Raw genomic sequence first — 15,307 nt, forward strand, 5'->3', positions numbered from 1 at the left:
CACCTGGTCAGGATTCGCAGAGTGCCAGCGCGGCGCGCAGGCGGCGTTCGATGCGGGGCCGGCCGAGCAGTGGCCAGAGCCGGCCGAGTTCGGGACCGTTGCGCCAGATACCGCCCCGCTCGGGATCGAGCAGCTCACCGGTCAGCGCGGCGCGCAGCGGCATGAACAGCCCCTTGCCCTTGACGCTGGCCGCCTTGCCGAGGGCGCGGCCGAAGGCACGGAAATCGTCAGCCGCCGTCTCCAGGCAGTCCAGCGCCGTGCGGTAGAAGGCAGCCCCGGCGTCGCGGATCACCTGTTTCGCATCCGGGTCCCAGTGCTCGGTTTCGGCAAAGAGGTCGCCCGCCCAGACATAGGCGTCGACCGGCAGTTCGATATTGTCGCGGATGGCGTGGACGAAGGCCAATGCCTGGTCCGCCGGCACCCGCTCCTCGATCGAACCACCGTCGGCGAAACGCCGCCCCTGCAGCCAGTCCCAGAGCTCGGCATCGCCGGCATGGGCGATGGCCTCCTTCTGCCAGTGCAGCAGCTGGCGCGGATCGTGACGTGCCGGCGCCCGGCCCAGACGGGCGACGGAGAACCCCGTCGCCAGCTGCTCCAGGGTCATGAAGCCGGGATCCCCCTCATAGGTGTGACCGAGCCGCGCCAGGTGATTGAGCAGCGCCGCCGGCAGGAAGCCGCTCTCACGCAGGGCACGCAGGCTCTGGCTGCCGTGACGCTTGGACAGGGGCGCGCCGTCCTCGCCGACGATCAGGGCGATGTGCCCGTACTGCGGTGCCGGCAATCCCAGGGCCTGCAGCAGCAGCAGCTGGCGTGGCGTGTTGCTTAGATGATCCTCGCCACGCAGCACATGAGTCACGCCCATCAGGGCATCGTCCACGGCATTGCCGAAGAAGAAGGCGGCACTGCCATCGGCCCGGCGAATGATGAAATCGCCGATGTCGTCGCTGGGAAAGCGCTGCCGCCCGCGCACCATATCCTCGAACTCGACCACCTCCCCCGCCGGCACGCGAAAGCGCAGCGTCGGCTGCCGGCCCTCGGCCAGACGCGCCTCGCGCTGCGCCGGGGTGAGACGGGCGCAGGTACCGGGATAGCGCGGCGGCCGACCGGCGTTCAGCTGGGTGGTGCGCGCCACCGCCAGTTCCTGCTCGCTGCAAAAGCAGGGATAGGCCAGATCGGCTTCGATGAGGGTGGTGAAGAAACGGGCATAGACCTCGGCCCGCTGCGACTGGAAATAGGGTCCATGCCCGCCCTCGACCCCCGGTCCTTCGTCCCAGTCGAGCCCCAGCCAGCGCAGATCCGCCTGCAGCGCCTCGGCGTATTCCGACCGGCAGCGTTCGGGGTCACTGTCCTCGATGCGCAGCAGGAAGCGGCCCGCCTCGTGACGCGCCAGCAGGAGGTTGAACAGGGCCGTGCGCAGGTTGCCGAGGTGCAGCTCGCCCGTCGGGCTGGGAGCGAAACGGGTTTTGGTCTCGGCGGCGCTCATGCGGCCGGCATCTTACACGCATGCGGGGGACGGCAAAAGCGGCCCCACCGGATACCGGTTCACAGCACTGGACCAAAACCGCTATCATGGCGCCCTGTTTCAGCCGGCATCGAGATCATCATGCACAGACTGCTCATTTCCCTTTTCGGCCTCTTCCTGCTCGCCGCCATGAGTGGCAGCGGGGCCGCCCCAGCCACAGGAGCCACCACCGTGACCGTACGCATGCAGACCAACAAGGGCGAAATCGTCCTCGAACTGGACGCCGACAAGGCCCCGGAGACCGTCGCCAATTTCCTGGAATACGCCCGCGCCGGCTTCTATGACGGCACCCTGTTCCACCGGGTCATCCCCGGCTTCATGATCCAGGGCGGCGGCTTCGAACCCGGCATGCAGCAGAAGCCGACCCGTGCCCCGATCAAGAACGAGGCGGACAACGGCCTGGGCAATGCCGCCGGCACCATCGCCATGGCGCGCACGCCCGACCCGCACTCGGCCACCGCCCAGTTCTTCATCAACCTCAAGGACAACGACTTCCTCAACTTCACCGCACCCACCCAGCAGGGCTGGGGCTACTGTGTGTTCGGCCGCGTGGTCGAGGGCATGGAGGTGGTGAACGCCATCGCCGGCGTGCCCACCGGCACCCACCCCAGCGGTCACCAGGACGTGCCCCAGGAAGACGTGATCATCGAGAAGGTCACGGTCGAGGACTAGCCCGCATATTGCACGAAGGATTCGAGTTTCAGGGCGAATCTGGCCAAGCAGTTTGTTCGATCGCCCGTAGAAGCATAGCCGTAGCTAGGGTTCAAGGGCGATCGGGCAAAATGCGACGCCAGATTTGGTCTGAACTCGAATAGGCACAAACTGTAACAGGGCACAATTGCTTGCAGAAGAAATTACTGCCTTGATAAATACCGGAAAAATTACGCCTTCAAGGCCGCCTTCGTGCAATATGCGGGCTGGGCATCTGGCCGATACCCTCTTCATCGCCGACCTGCACCTGGATCCGCAGCGGCCGGCGGTTACCGCCCTGTTCGAGAACTTCGTCGATGCCCTGACCCCGGTCGACTGCGCGGCGCTGTATATACTCGGTGACCTGTTCGAGGCCTGGATCGGCGATGACGAGGATCAGCCGGAGGCACGCCGGGTGATCGAGCGCTTGCGGGCGCTCAGCGATCGGGGCGTGCCCCTCTACCTGCTGCGCGGTAACCGCGACTTCCTGCTCGGCGAGGGCTTCGAACGCGACAGCGGCGGTCAGCTCCTGAACGAACCGGCGCTGATCGACCTCTACGGTGAGCCGACCCTGTTGCTGCACGGCGACAGCCTGTGCACCGACGACCTCGACTACCAGCGTTTCCGGCAGCAGGTGCGCGATCCCGACTGGCAGCATGCCTTCCTTGCCCGGCCGCTGGCCGAACGCCGTGCCATTGCCGCCGGGCTGCGCGAGACCAGCCGCGAGCAGACCGCCGTCAAGCAAGCGGAGATCATGGACGTCAATCCACAGGCCGTGGCCAGCCTGATGCGCGAACACGGCGTGCGTCGGCTGATCCACGGCCATACCCACCGCCCGGCGATCCACGAATTCGCGCTCGACGGCGCGCCGGCGACGCGCATGGTGCTCGGCGACTGGTATGAACAGGGCAGCCTGCTGCGCTGCGGCCCCGGCGGCTGCCGCCTGGAGTCGCTGCCGCTGGAGGGGGGCAACCCGGGCATGCCCTGACCCCTCGTCCCCCTGCGGGCACCGGGACGAAGCGGCTATCTCAGCTCGATCCGCTGCAGCCCGGGCGGCAGCTCGAACAGCCCGGCGTCGACCTCGGCCCGGGCATCGAAATCCATCAGCAGGCGACGGCGGCCGTTGCGGACCTGTTCCTGCACGGGCAGGCCCAGTTCCAGGTGGCGGGCATTGGCATAGACATAGTTGGCGAGGAAGCAGGGGGTGCGCTGCGCCGACGGTGTCATTTCCAGATCGCGGAACTGGCGGGCCGCCAGCACATGCTGGTATTCGGCGAGCGCGGCCGCCGCCTCGGGCAGCAGACCGGGCACCACCGAGGCCGTCATGCAGAGTTCACCGCCGGCCCGCACCGCCACGCTGGAGACGGCACGTCCGGCAATGCGCGGCGCTGCCGTCTCCACCTGCCGTTCAACGGCAATCGCCGGCGCCTGCCGCCCGTCGACCTCGGAATCACGGATCACCAGGATGGAAGCGTTGTCCTGCGCCACGCTGTAGACAGTCCGTTTGGCACGGTCGAGGAGCACGAAGTCGCCGCCGTCCTCCCCCTCGTCGATGCGCAAAAAGCCGGGGGTGACCAGGATGCGCACCGGGTAGACAGCCGTCCCTTCCTCCTGTTCCTGATAGATCAGCTTGATGGCCTGGAGCGAATCGGCCGCCAGCAGGGGCGGCGACATCAGCAACAGCAGGCCGGGCAACCAGCCGATGTTCCTCATCTTTCCTCTCCCGGGTGAGCGGCCGTATCCAGTGCGTCCAGCAGGGCCAGTTCCTCGGCAGTGAACCCGGCCCGGCTCCGTGCCTCGTAGTGGAAGGGACCACGGATGCGCCCTGCCATGTGCGCCTCGAGCAGGCGGCGGAAGGTGGCCGCCGGTGGCAGTCCACGCTCGCGACAGCAGTAATGGAACCAGCGGCTGCCGATCTCCACATGGCCGATCTCCTCGCGCAGGATCACCTCCAGCACCGCCACGCTGGCCTCGTCCCCCGCCCGGCGCAGGCGCTGCATGATGCCCGGCGTCACATCCAGCCCGCGCGCCTCCAGCACCCGCGGCACCAGCGCCATGCGCAGCAACACATCGTGACGGGTATCCAGGGCCGCCTGCCAGAGACCGTTGTGAGCGGGAAAGTCGCCGTAGTCGTGGTCCAGCGCCTGCAGCCGCTCGCGCAGCAAGCGGAAATGCGTCGCCTCCTCCGCTGCCACCCGGGCCCAGTCGCGGTAGAAGGCCTCGGGCATGTCCGGGAAGCGGCACACCGCATCCCAGGCCAGGTTGATGGCGTTGAACTCGATATGGGCGATGGCGTGCAGCAGGGCAGCACGACCGGCGACACTGCTCAAGCGCCGCCGCGGCAGGTCGCGCGGCGCGACCAGTTCGGGGCGCGGCGGCCGTCCCGGCGCATCGAGACTGGCACCGGCCTGCGAGGGACGCAGCCGCAGCCGGCCAGCAGCCAGCGCCTCCCAGGCCGCCAGGGTCAGGCGGCACTTCTGCTCGGCATCGCCGGCGGCCAGCGCGGCCCGCGCGGCATCGAAAAGATCGTCGGACTGCAGTGCATCGGCCGGTGCGTTCATGCCGCTATTGTAGGGGCAGCGGTGCCAGGACACATCATTCATCGCCGCCTTGCTGCGGCGACCGCTTGCAGGCAATCACCAGGTCGGTGACGTTGGTACCGGTCGGCCCGGTATCGATCAGATCGCCGGCAGCGGCGAGGAAGCTGCCGGCATCGGCCCCCGCCAGCGCAAGCCCGGCATCCAGGCCCTCAGCCTGGCCGCGCGCCAGGGTGGCGCCGTCGACCAGCGCGCCGGCCACATCTCCCGGGCCGTCGCCGCCATCGCTGCCCGCCGCCAGCAGCCAGACATCGTCCCGGCCGGCCAGCTCACGCGCGGCGGCCAGCGCCAGCTGCTGGCAGCGGCCACCCTGCCCCGGCGCGGGGGGCAGGGTCACCGTGACCTCGCCACCCCAGAGATGGATGCCGGGCGCGGCGGCTGCGAGGCGCCGCGCCAGTTCCCTTCCCACAGCCTCGGCCTCACCGGCCAGACGGGAGGCGTGCCGGTGCACCGTCTGCCCCGCCTGGCAGGCGGCCCGCGCCGCTGCCTCCAGGGCCTGGTCGAGGTTGGCGACGATCCGGTGACGGGTATCCCGGAAACAGGGATCGTCCGCCGCGGGCGAGGGGGGCGCCCTGTCCAGCCAGGGCCTCAGCCAATCGGGCAGAGCCTGCGGGAGACCGTCCTCCCCGGCCGCTGGCGGCGCCAGAGGACCGGAACCGATCAACGCGGGCTGATCACCGGGGACATCGGAGATCAGCAGCACCTCGGCCGGCGCGCCCCCCAGGCGCCTCGCCAGACGACCGCCCTTGATCAGAGACAGCCGGCGCCGCAGGGGGTTGATGACCTCGATGGGCAGCCCGCTGGCGAGCAACCACTGGTTGAAGCGCCGCAGCTCGGTGAGGCCGAGACCAGGTGGCAACACCTCGACCAGGCTGGAACTGCCGCCGGAGATGAGGAACAGCCAGTGGGTATCCGCCGGGGCCGTGTCGATAAAGTCGAGCAGCCGCTGACCGGCCTCCAGACTGGCGGCGTCCGGCAGCGGATGCCCGCCTTCCAGGCACAGCACCCCGGACAGCGGATACGACGGCAGGTGGCCGGCCTTGCCGATCAGGAGGCCGCCGGCGAGATCCTCGCCAAGACACTCCAGGGCACCCTCGGCCATGGCCGCCGCGGCCTTGCCGACAGCCACCAGCCGGGGCCGGCCGCGCCAGCTTTGCCCGGCCAGGGCCGCGGCCACGCAGCGTCGCCCGCCGACCGCCTCCAGCGCCGCCGCGTAGATCTCCAGCAGCCGTCGGCGGAATCTCTCCTGCCCCTTCATATAAATCTATCAATCATGATGATGGGAAATATAACTCATCCAGATTCTAGGATCAGACAGGGCGGCAGAACGCGCATTCCACGAAAGGTTTTTGACAGGCCGGTTTTTTTTGGTGCATGCTGCAGGGAGGCTAGGCCTGTCCGTAAGGGGGTTGTCATGGAACAACGTACCCACCTGCTGGAGATCTACGAACCCTATGAGTTCGACGGCAACAACCCGCTGCATATCACCGGCGGCGGCGTGCTGCGGGGCGCCAACGGAGCCTTCTACTATCTGGTGACCGCCAGCCAGGGGCTGTCGGTCGATGGCCAGGCCGTCGAGCAGTTGCTGCTGCTGCCCCGCTACAACGAGGATCCGATCAAGGCCGTGCAGGAGAGCACCTGCACCGTCAACATCGAACGGGTTCTGCCGGGGGTGCGGCTGGAACCCAACCACACCTTCTCCTACAACGACATCGAGCACTGGGGCGTCGGCAAGATCTCGCCCAACGGCAGGGACCGCGGCCTCTAGCGGCCCGTATATTATTAACCCGGCAGAGCCGGGGGATACTTACTAGCCCAGGGCATCCAGACCGCGTGCCAGGTCTTCCTGGATGTCGAGCGGATCCTCCAGACCCACCGCCACCCGGATCAGGCCGTCGCCGATACCGGCCTCCTGCCGCTGCTCGGGGCTCAGCCGGCCATGGGTGGTGCTCGCCGGATGGGTGATGGTGGTCTTGGCATCGCCCAGGTTGGCGGTGATCGAGAGCAGCTCGGTGGCATCGATCACCTGCCAGGCCGCGGCCTGACCGCCGACCACCTCGAAACTGACGATGCCGCCAAAGCCCGATTGCTGGCGGCTGGCCAGCTCGTGCTGCGGATGCGAGGCCAGCCCCGGATAGTAGACCCGGGCCACCGCTGGATGGGTCTCCAGCCAGGCCGCCAGGCGCGCAGCGGCGGCGCTGTGGGCTCGCATGCGCAGCTCCAGTGTCTCCAGCCCCTTGAGGAAGACCCAGGCATTGAAGGGACTCATGCTCGGACCGGCGGTACGCAGGAAGCCGTAGACATCCCCGCCCACCCGTTCGGCATCCCCCACCACGGCGCCGCCGATGCAACGTCCCTGGCCATCGAGGTACTTGGTTGCGGAGTGGATGACGATGTCCGCCCCCAGGGCCAGCGGCTGTTGCAGCGCCGGGGTGCAGAAGCAATTGTCGACCGCCAGCAGGCAGTCGTGGGCATGAGCCAGCTCGGCCAGTGCAGCGATGTCGCCCAGGGTGGTAAGCGGATTGGAGGGCGTCTCCAGAAACATGAGACGGGTCTCGGGACGAATCGCCGCCTCCCAGGCAGCCGGATCGTCCAGCCTCACATAGCTGGTATCGATGCCCAGCTTGCCGAGGTAGTTGTCGAACAGCACCGTGGTGCTGCCGAAGATGCTCTGCGAGGAGACGATATGGTCGCCGCTCTTCAGCAGGCCCAGGCAGGTGGCGAGGATCGCCGCCATGCCCGAGGCGGTGGCCACGCAGCAGGCCCCGCCCTCCAGCGCCGCGAGGCGCTCCTCGAAGGTGCGCACCGTGGGATTGGTGAAGCGGGAATAGATGTTGCCGGGCACCTCGCCGGCGAAGCGCGCCGCCGCCTCCTGCGCGCTGCCGAACACGTAGCTCGAGGTGGTGAAGATCGGCTCGGCGTGTTCACCCTCCCGGGTCCGTCGCTGCCCGGCGCGCACGGCCCGGGTGGCCAGTCGGTACTTGCTGAAATCCTGGGTCATGTCGGTGGTCTCCGGTCGCATCCGTGTCCTGGGGCCGGACCTGCTCGAGGGGGAACGGCGTCCGGCATCAGGGCGAGTTGTGCATCTCGATGACCCCCTCGGCATCGGCCTCGCGGCGCGCCTGCTTGACGGAGTCGTTGCGCAGCTGGCGCAGATGTTCCAGGTACTCGCCATCCACGTCACCGGTCACGTACTCGCCGCTGAACACCGAGGTGTCGAAGCGGCTCAGGCGGGCATTGCCCTTCTGCACGGCCTGCACGAGGTCGTCGAGATCCTGGAAGATCAGCCGGTCGGCGCCGATCTCCCGCGCCACCTCCTCGACGCTGCGGTTGTAGGCGACCAGTTCCTCGCGGGTCGGCATGTCGATACCGTAGACGTTGGGATAACGTACCGGCGGGGCGGCCGAGGCGAAGGATACGCGCCGCGCGCCCGCGTCGCGCGCCATCTGGATGATCTGCTTGGAGGTGGTGCCGCGGACGATGGAGTCGTCCACCAGCAGCACGTGCTTGCCCTTGAATTCGAGCTCGATGGCGTTCAGCTTCTGGCGCACCGACTTCTTGCGCTGCTGCTGGCCGGGCATGATGAAGGTCCGGCCGATGTAGCGGTTCTTGATGAAGCCCTCGCGGTACTTCACCCCGAGCAGATTGGCCAGCTGCAGGGCCGCGGTACGGCTGGTGTCCGGTATCGGGATCACCACATCGATATCGTGCTGCGGCCATTCGCGGCTGATCTTGCTGGCCAGGGTCTCGCCCATGCGCAGCCGTGCCTTGTACACCGAGACGTCATCCATGATCGAATCGGGACGGGCCAGATAGACGTACTCGAAGATGCAGGGTGAGTACTGGGGATCCTCCGCGCACTGCCGGGCGTGCAGCTCCCCGCCGAGGGTGATGACCACGGCCTCGCCCGGTTCCACGTCGCGGATCAGCTCGTAGCCGAGCACGTCCAACGCCACGCTCTCCGAGGCGACCATGTACTCCATGCCCGCCGGCGTCTCGCGCCGGCCGAACACCAGCGGGCGGATACCATAGGGATCGCGGAAGGCGACGATACCATAGCCGGTGATCATGGCCACTGCCGCATAGGCGCCGCGACAGCGCCGGTGCACCCCGGCCACGGCGGCGAAGATATCATCCTCGGCGATGCTCAGCTTGCCCTGGCGGCCCAGCTCATGGGCAAAGACGTTGAGCAGGACCTCCGAGTCGGAGTCGGTGTTGATATGGCGCAGATCCTCGCGAAACAGATCCATCTTCAGCTCGGTGGCATTGGTCAGGTTGCCGTTGTGGGCCAGGCTGATGCCGTAGGGCGAGTTGACGTAGAAAGGCTGGGCCTCGGCACTGGATTCGCAGCCCGCGGTCGGATAGCGCACGTGGCCGATACCCAGGGTGCCCTCCAGACGCAGCATGTGGCGGGTGTGGAAGACGTCACGCACCAGACCGTTGTCCTTGCGCAGGTAGAGACGCTGGTCCTCGCAGGTCATGATGCCGGCGGCATCCTGACCACGATGCTGCAGCACGGTGAGGCCGTCGTAGAGCGCCTGGTTGACCCGACTGCGAGCCACGATTCCGATTATTCCGCACATGTTCTAACCACCTCGCCAGGCACTAGCCCGGATATTGCACCAAGGATTCGATTCTCAGGGCGCAGCCAGATGCGTCCTGAAATCGAATAGGCACAACCTGTACCCCGCCGTGAGGAGCCATTTGCGGGCCTCCCGGCCTTGTATGTCAGTCTGCACTCCGATCATGCGGGCTAATCGAACCTGATGTTGTCAGCGATGTCCAACGGCAGGAAATCGCGCAGCCACAGGGCCAGGGCCTCGAAGTGCGGCAGCAGCTGCGAGTCGCGCCACCAGGGGTCCTGGGGCACCACCGTCATCCCCGCCAGCAACACCAGGATGGCCACGATCAGCACGCCGCGCACCACACCGAATACCGTGCCCAGCAGCCGGTCGGTCCCCGACAGGCCGGTCTTCTCCACCAACTGGCCGATCAGGAAATTGATCAGCCCGCCAAGCAGCAACACCGCCACGAACAGCACACCGAAGGCCACGATGGCGCGCACCGAGGGCACGCTGATCCAGTCCGTCAGCACGCCGGCCAGCTGCCCGGAAAAACCCAGCGCCACCCAGAAGGCGGCCACCCAGGCCAGCAGCGACAGGGATTCCTTGACGAAGCCGCGCATCAGGCTGAGCACGGCCGAGATCGCGATGATGGCGATGATGCTGTAGTCGGCCCAGTTCACGAAACCGCCTGCCGCGCCTCGGCGGACGCTGTGGGGAGACTCGATTGCATGGCCGCTATTCTAACAGAGGAGCATGGGGCGCAGAACGCTGGATTCAGCCGGGATAGCGGCTCACCAGTCCCTTGAGTTTGAATTCCTTCTCGATCCGCCTGAGCAGACGCTGGGCATTCTCCCGCTGCAGCTCGGGACCGACCCGGACCCGGTAGAGGATGCCCTTCGGGGTCTCGGCCCGTTCAACGAAGCTGGCATAGCCCTTGGCGCGCAGCCGGTCACGCAGGGCCAGGGCATTGGCCTGCTTGCTGAAGCTTGCCAGTTGCACCACCCAGCCGGTGAGGCGGGGATCGGCGGGTTGTGAGGTCTGCACCCGGGCGGGCGGCGCCGGCGTCTGCGCGGCCTCCGGGGCGGCCGCCTCGTCGCCGCTGGCGGCCGGAGCCGGCGTCGTCTGCTGCTGACCGGGCGCTTCTTCCTCCGGCGTTTCCACCACCCGATGCTGTGGACTCTCCATCACCGGCGGCGGCAGGATCAGCGGCTCGGCACGGTCGCGCACCACCTCCGGCGGCGGGGGCGGCAGGTTGCTGCCCAGGGTGCCCATGTCACGCCGCCCGTCCAGGAACATCGGCACCAGTATCACCGCCAGGGCCACCAGCACGGTGGCGCCGACCAGGCGCTGCTTGAGTTGCTTGTCCACGATCTCCGCCCTGTGTGGAAGGATCTTCGATTGTCCCGCCTGTTGCACCAAGGATTCGATTCCCAGGGCGGATCCGGCAGGCGCGGCCCGATTCGGCCTGAAATCGAACAGGCACAAAGTGTAACCCGGCTCCGCGGGCCTTGCATGGCCTTCCGCTTCCTGCACTCCATTGGTCCGGCAACCCAGTGTTTACAGGCCGAGGGCAAGGATCTCGGCCACGCTGTGAAAGGAACCGAAACCCACCACCCGGTCGCCAGGCCGGGCCGCATCCAGCGCCGTCCGCCAGGCCTGGGCGACGCTGCCGACCGCCTCGGCCTCGATGCCGGCCGCCTGCAGCCGTCCGGCCAGCTGCGCGGCGGGCAGACCCCGCGCACCGGGGGTACTGCCCAGCAGCCAGCGGTCGATCCGGCCTGCCAGGGCCCCGGCCACGCCCTCCACGTCCTTGTCGGCGAGCATGCCACACACGCCGAGCGTGCGTCCCGCCACCGGCCGCAGCGCCAGCAGGCCGGCCAGCGCCTCGGCCGCCTGCGGGTTGTGGGCCACGTCGACGATGCGCTCCACCGCTCCCTCCCGCCGCTGGAAACGCCCGGCCAGCCGCACCCGGCGCAGACCCTGCTCGATCGCCGCAGCCTCGACCGGCAACCGATCCCGCAGGGCAGCCAGCACCATCAGCGCCCCGGCCGCGTTTCGCAGCTGATGTTCGCCGGGCAGGGCCGGGAGCGGCAGATCGCGCCAGGCGCAGTCCGGTCCCTGCCAGTCCCAGCCGCCCGCCTGCCGGCGGAAATCGAAATCCTCGCCCAGGGCATGCCATTCGGCACCGATGGCGGCAGCCTGGCGGCGCACCGACTGCGGTGGCTGCGGATCGGCACAGACCGCCGGCGCGGCCGGGCGGAAGATCCCGGCCTTCTCCCGGCCGATAGCCTCGCGGTCGTCTCCCAGCCAGTCGCTGTGGTCGATGCCGATCGTGGTCAGCAACGCACAGTCGGCATCGACCACATTGACCGCGTCCAGCCGGCCGCCGAGACCGACCTCGAGCAGCGCCACCTCCACCTTCTCGCGGTGGAAGATGTCCAGCGCAGCCAGGGTGCCGAACTCGAAATAGGACAGCGAGACCTCGCCCCGGGCCTGGTCGATGCGGGCGAAGGACTCGATCAGGCCAGCGTCGTCGACCTCACGGCCGGCAAGGCGGATACGCTCGTTGTAGCGCAGCAGATGGGGTGAGCTGTAGGCACCGACCCGCAGACCGGCAGCCTCGAGGATCGCCTCCAGCAGGGCGAGCGAGGAACCCTTGCCGTTGGTGCCGGCGATGCTGATCACCAGCGGCGCGGGGCGGCGCACGCCGAGGATCTCCGCCACCGCGCCGACCCGTTCCAGGCCGAGGTCGATGGCCTTGGGGTGCAGCGTCTCCTGCCAGGCCAGCCAGTCGGCGAGGGTGCTAACCCGCATATTGCACGAAGGCGGCCTTGAAAGCGTAATTTTTCCGGTATTCATCAAGGCAGTAATTCCTTCTGCGAGCAATTGTGCCCTGTTACGGTTTGTGCCTGTTCGAGTTCAGACCAAATCTGGCGTCGCATTTTGCCCTGAAACTCGAATCCTTCGTGCAATATGCGGGCTAAAACGCATCGGGGAAGCAGGCCGCGGCACCGGCCGGTGCGCGCTCAGGCTGCGGGACGGTGGGTGAGGATGCCGAGCAGGCGGGCAACGCGCTCGCGCATCTCGCGGCGGTCGACGATCAGGTCGACGGTGCCGTGTTCGAGCAGAAACTCGCTGCGCTGAAAGCCCTCCGGCAGGGTCTCGCGCACCGTCTGTTCGATGACCCGCGGACCGGCAAAGCCGATCAGGGCATTCGGCTCGGCGATGTTGATGTCGCCAAGCATCGCCAGGCTGGCGGAGACACCGCCCATGGTCGGGTCGGTGAGCACCGAGATGAACGGCAGGCCGGCCTTCTTCATGCGTGCCAGCGCGGCGCTGGTCTTGGCCATCTGCATCAGCGAGAACAGCGCCTCCTGCATGCGCGCACCGCCACTGGCCGAGAAGCAGACCAGCGGCAGGTTGTTGTCCAGGCAGATGCCGACCGCACGCACGAAGCGTTCGCCGACCACCGAGCCCATCGAGCCGCCCATGAAGGCGAACTCGAAGGCGCAGGCGACCAGCGGCATGCCCTGCAGCTGACCGCGCATCACGATCAGGGCATCGGTCTCGCCGGTCTTCTTCTGCGCCTGGGCCAGGCGGTCCTTGTATTTCTTGCTGTCCTTGAACTTGAGGATGTCGACCGGCTCGACCTCGGCCGCCAGTTCCTCGCGCGACTCGGGGTCGAGGAAGCCCTCCAGCCGGCGCCGGGCACCAATGCGCATGTGATGCGAGCACTTGGGGCAGACCTCCAGGTTGCGCTCCAGCTCGGCGCGGTACAGCACCGAACCGCAGGCATCGCACTTGGTCCACAGGCCCTCCGGCACGTTGCGCTTGCTGCCGCCCTCGGTACGGATCCGCGAGGGCATCAGTTTTTCAAACCAGCTCATGGCACATCACTCGTGTTGGTTCAAAGCTCGCCGGCCGCGGCCTGCGGCACGGCATCCATGGCCGCACGCATCGCCGCCAGCACCTCGGCCACGGCGGCGTTGATCGCCGCCGGCCGGTCGGCCAGTTCGGCGATCCGCGACACCAGGGCGCTGCCCACCACCACGGCATCGGCGACCTGTGCCACGGCGGCAGCGGCTTCGGCATCACGAATGCCGAAGCCGACACCCAGCGGCAGATCGGTCACGGCGCGGATATGAGCCAGCTTGTCGGCCACGGCGGCGACATCCAGCCGGTTGGCTCCGGTCACGCCCTTGAAGGAGACATAATACAGGAAGCCGCTGGCATGGTCGGCGATGCGCTTGATGCGTTCGTCGGTGGTGGTCGGTGCAATCAGGAAGATGGGGTCCAATCCCTGGCCACGCAGGGCCTTGACCAGATCGTCCGCCTCCTCCGGCGGCAGGTCGACGGTCAGGGCACCGTCGACGCCGGCCTCGCGCGCCGCGCTGGCGAAGGCCTCGTAGCCCATCACCTCGATGGGATTGAGATAGCCCATCAGCAGCACCGGGGTGTGCTCGTCCTGGCGGCGGAACTCGCGCACCATGTCGAGCACGTCGTGCAGCGTCATATGATGCCGCAGGGCCCGCTCGCAGGCCGCCTGGATCACCGGGCCGTCGGCCATGGGATCGGAGAAGGGCACGCCCAGCTCGATGATGTCGGCGCCCGCCTCCACCATGGCATGCATCAGCGGCACCGTCACCCCGGGGTCGGGATCGCCGGCGGTCACATAGGGCACCAGTGCCTTGCGCCCCGCCTGTTTCAGGGCCTCGAAGCGTGCGGCGATGCGGCTCATACCTCGATTCCTTCCAGTGCGGCCACGGTGTGGATGTCCTTGTCACCCCGGCCGGAGAGATTGACGATGAGGATCCGGTCCTTGTCCATGGTCGGCGCCAGCTTGGCGGCATAGGCCAGGGCGTGGCTCGATTCCAGCGCCGGCATGATGCCCTCGATGCGGGTCAGGTCGTGGAAGGCCTTCAGCGCCTCGTCATCGGTGATGGCGACGTACTGGGCGCGGCCGATGTCCTTCAGCCAGGCGTGCTCCGGCCCGACGCCGGGATAGTCGAGCCCGGCGGAGATGGAATGGGTCTCGATGATCTGGCCGTCGGCGTCCTCCATCAGGTAGGTGCGGTTGCCGTGCAGCACCCCCGGCCGGCCGGCGCACAGCGGCGCGGCGTGCTGGCCCGACGCGATGCCGTGGCCGCCGCCCTCGACGCCGTACATGGCGACCTCGCGGTCTTCGAGGAAGGGATGGAACAGCCCGATGGCGTTGGAACCACCGCCGACGCAGGCGATGAGCGCATCCGGCAGCCGGCCCGCCTGTTCCAGGATCTGTGAGCGCGCCTCGCGGCCGATCACCGCCTGGAAGTCGCGCACCATGGCCGGATAGGGGTGCGGGCCGGCGACCGTGCCGATGATGTAGAAGGTGTTGTCGACGTTGGTCACCCAGTCGCGCATCGCTTCGTTCAGCGCGTCCTTCAGCGTCCTGGAGCCGGATTCGACACTGACCACCTCGGCACCCAGCAAGCGCATGCGGTAGACGTTGATGGCCTGGCGGCGGATGTCCTCGGCGCCCATGTAGATGACGCACTCCATGCCGAGCCGCGCCGCCACCGTAGCGGTGGCCACGCCGTGCTGACCGGCGCCGGTCTCGCCGATGACGCGGGTCTTGCCCATGTGCCGGGCCAGCAACGCCTGACCGACGGTGTTGTTGATCTTGTGCGCACCGGTGTGGTTCAGGTCCTCGCGCTTGAGGTAGATCTGCGCACCGCCGAGTTCGCGGCTCCAGCGCTCGGCATGGTAGAGCGGCGAGGGCCGGCCGACGTACTGGGCCAGATCCCGGTCCAGCTCGACCTGGAAGTCCGGGTCGTTCTTCAGTCTCTCGTAGGCCTGGCGCAGTTCCTCGATGGGCTCCATCAGGGTCTCGGCGACGAAACGGCCGCCGTAGGGACCGAAATGCCCGTTGGCATCGGGCATGTGGGTAAGGTCGT

General features: G+C 67.8%; 14 protein-coding genes and 1 pseudogene. 3 read left to right on the forward strand and 12 right to left on the reverse strand.

The window, feature by feature from the left end; genetic code table 11:
* Positions 1–7: 7 nt before the first annotated feature.
* Positions 8–1,483, reverse strand: a complete 1,476-nt coding sequence (gene gltX, locus QVG61_RS08245; protein WP_289930160.1) for a glutamate--tRNA ligase — start codon at positions 1,481–1,483, stop codon at positions 8–10.
* Positions 1,484–1,651: 168 nt separating this feature from the next.
* Between gltX and QVG61_RS08250 the strand changes: the two genes are divergently transcribed.
* Both QVG61_RS08250 and QVG61_RS08255 read left to right on the forward strand, forming a co-directional pair.
* Positions 1,652–2,194, forward strand: a complete 543-nt coding sequence (locus tag QVG61_RS08250; protein WP_354671216.1) for a peptidylprolyl isomerase — start codon at positions 1,652–1,654, stop codon at positions 2,192–2,194.
* A gap of 238 nt (positions 2,195–2,432) precedes the next feature.
* Positions 2,433–3,200, forward strand: coding sequence for a UDP-2,3-diacylglucosamine diphosphatase (locus tag QVG61_RS08255; protein ID WP_289930162.1), 768 nt, complete (start codon positions 2,433–2,435; stop codon positions 3,198–3,200).
* 35 nt (positions 3,201–3,235) lie between these two features.
* On the opposite strand, the gene QVG61_RS08260 is transcribed toward QVG61_RS08255, so the two are convergent.
* The 3 genes from QVG61_RS08260 to QVG61_RS08270 are packed head-to-tail and all read right to left on the reverse strand — an operon-like array spanning position 3,236 to position 6,067.
* Positions 3,236–3,925 carry a hypothetical protein gene (locus QVG61_RS08260; protein ID WP_289930163.1) on the reverse strand — a complete coding sequence of 230 codons (690 nt, stop codon included), beginning with the start codon at positions 3,923–3,925 and terminating at the stop codon, positions 3,236–3,238.
* Complete coding sequence (locus QVG61_RS08265; protein ID WP_289930164.1) at positions 3,922–4,773, reverse strand: ferritin-like domain-containing protein; 852 nt, start codon at positions 4,771–4,773, stop codon at positions 3,922–3,924. The genes QVG61_RS08260 and QVG61_RS08265 overlap by 4 nt, the downstream gene beginning before the upstream one ends.
* A gap of 34 nt (positions 4,774–4,807) precedes the next feature.
* The gene (locus QVG61_RS08270) at positions 4,808–6,067 is read right to left on the reverse strand and encodes a DUF4147 domain-containing protein (RefSeq protein ID WP_289930165.1); all 1,260 of its coding nucleotides are present in this window, start codon (positions 6,065–6,067) and stop codon (positions 4,808–4,810) included.
* Between the two features lie 156 nt (positions 6,068–6,223).
* Between QVG61_RS08270 and QVG61_RS08275 the strand changes: the two genes are divergently transcribed.
* Positions 6,224–6,577, forward strand: coding sequence for a hypothetical protein (locus tag QVG61_RS08275; RefSeq protein WP_289930166.1), 354 nt, complete (start codon positions 6,224–6,226; stop codon positions 6,575–6,577).
* A gap of 42 nt (positions 6,578–6,619) precedes the next feature.
* Here QVG61_RS08275 and QVG61_RS08280 read toward each other — a convergent pair whose 3' ends face one another.
* From QVG61_RS08280 to trpB, 8 genes and pseudogenes are all read right to left on the reverse strand, one after another.
* Positions 6,620–7,831: an O-succinylhomoserine sulfhydrylase gene (locus QVG61_RS08280; RefSeq protein WP_354671153.1), complete on the reverse strand. Its 1,212-nt coding sequence runs from the start codon at positions 7,829–7,831 to the stop codon at positions 6,620–6,622.
* A gap of 46 nt (positions 7,832–7,877) precedes the next feature.
* Entirely contained in the window at positions 7,878–9,392 is a 1,515-nt protein-coding gene (gene purF / locus QVG61_RS08285; protein ID WP_289930167.1) for an amidophosphoribosyltransferase, read from the reverse strand.
* A 170-nt stretch (positions 9,393–9,562) separates the two neighbouring features.
* Positions 9,563–10,054 (reverse strand): CvpA family protein, encoded by a 492-nt coding sequence (locus QVG61_RS08290; RefSeq protein ID WP_289930168.1) that lies wholly within the window; start codon positions 10,052–10,054, stop codon positions 9,563–9,565.
* 94 nt (positions 10,055–10,148) lie between these two features.
* Positions 10,149–10,742 (reverse strand): SPOR domain-containing protein, encoded by a 594-nt coding sequence (locus QVG61_RS08295; RefSeq protein ID WP_289930169.1) that lies wholly within the window; start codon positions 10,740–10,742, stop codon positions 10,149–10,151.
* 189 nt (positions 10,743–10,931) lie between these two features.
* Positions 10,932–12,188, reverse strand: a complete 1,257-nt coding sequence (gene folC, locus QVG61_RS08300; protein WP_289930170.1) for a bifunctional tetrahydrofolate synthase/dihydrofolate synthase — start codon at positions 12,186–12,188, stop codon at positions 10,932–10,934.
* 218 nt (positions 12,189–12,406) lie between these two features.
* Positions 12,407–13,261: pseudogene (accD, locus tag QVG61_RS08305) on the reverse strand (acetyl-CoA carboxylase, carboxyltransferase subunit beta); the annotation flags it as partial.
* A gap of 20 nt (positions 13,262–13,281) precedes the next feature.
* The gene (trpA, locus tag QVG61_RS08310) at positions 13,282–14,112 is read right to left on the reverse strand and encodes a tryptophan synthase subunit alpha (RefSeq protein ID WP_289930171.1); all 831 of its coding nucleotides are present in this window, start codon (positions 14,110–14,112) and stop codon (positions 13,282–13,284) included.
* Positions 14,109–15,293, reverse strand: coding sequence for a tryptophan synthase subunit beta (gene trpB / locus QVG61_RS08315; protein WP_289932749.1), 1,185 nt, complete (start codon positions 15,291–15,293; stop codon positions 14,109–14,111). Before trpB ends, trpA begins: the two co-directional genes overlap by 4 nt.
* Positions 15,294–15,307 lie beyond the last annotated feature (14 nt).

This window comes from Thiohalobacter sp. IOR34 (assembly GCF_030406045.1).
Taxonomy (GTDB): domain Bacteria; phylum Pseudomonadota; class Gammaproteobacteria; order Thiohalobacterales; family Thiohalobacteraceae.

Excerpts from the sequence above, each read along its gene's own strand:
- gltX (WP_289930160.1), bottom strand. The coding sequence starts at position 1,483 with ATGAGCGCCGCCGAGACCAAAACCCGTTTCGCTCCCAGCCCGACGGGC.
- QVG61_RS08250 (WP_354671216.1), top strand. The coding sequence starts at position 1,652 with ATGAGTGGCAGCGGGGCCGCCCCAGCCACAGGAGCCACCACCGTGACC.
- QVG61_RS08255 (WP_289930162.1), top strand. The coding sequence starts at position 2,433 with ATGCGGGCTGGGCATCTGGCCGATACCCTCTTCATCGCCGACCTGCAC.
- QVG61_RS08260 (WP_289930163.1), bottom strand. The coding sequence starts at position 3,925 with ATGAGGAACATCGGCTGGTTGCCCGGCCTGCTGTTGCTGATGTCGCCG.
- QVG61_RS08265 (WP_289930164.1), bottom strand. The coding sequence starts at position 4,773 with ATGAACGCACCGGCCGATGCACTGCAGTCCGACGATCTTTTCGATGCC.
- QVG61_RS08270 (WP_289930165.1), bottom strand. The coding sequence starts at position 6,067 with ATGAAGGGGCAGGAGAGATTCCGCCGACGGCTGCTGGAGATCTACGCG.
- QVG61_RS08275 (WP_289930166.1), top strand. The coding sequence starts at position 6,224 with ATGGAACAACGTACCCACCTGCTGGAGATCTACGAACCCTATGAGTTC.
- QVG61_RS08280 (WP_354671153.1), bottom strand. The coding sequence starts at position 7,831 with ATGCGACCGGAGACCACCGACATGACCCAGGATTTCAGCAAGTACCGA.
- purF (WP_289930167.1), bottom strand. The coding sequence starts at position 9,392 with ATGTGCGGAATAATCGGAATCGTGGCTCGCAGTCGGGTCAACCAGGCG.
- folC (WP_289930170.1), bottom strand. The coding sequence starts at position 12,188 with ATGCGGGTTAGCACCCTCGCCGACTGGCTGGCCTGGCAGGAGACGCTG.
- trpA (WP_289930171.1), bottom strand. The coding sequence starts at position 14,112 with ATGAGCCGCATCGCCGCACGCTTCGAGGCCCTGAAACAGGCGGGGCGC.
- trpB (WP_289932749.1), bottom strand. The coding sequence starts at position 15,293 with ATGCCCGATGCCAACGGGCATTTCGGTCCCTACGGCGGCCGTTTCGTC.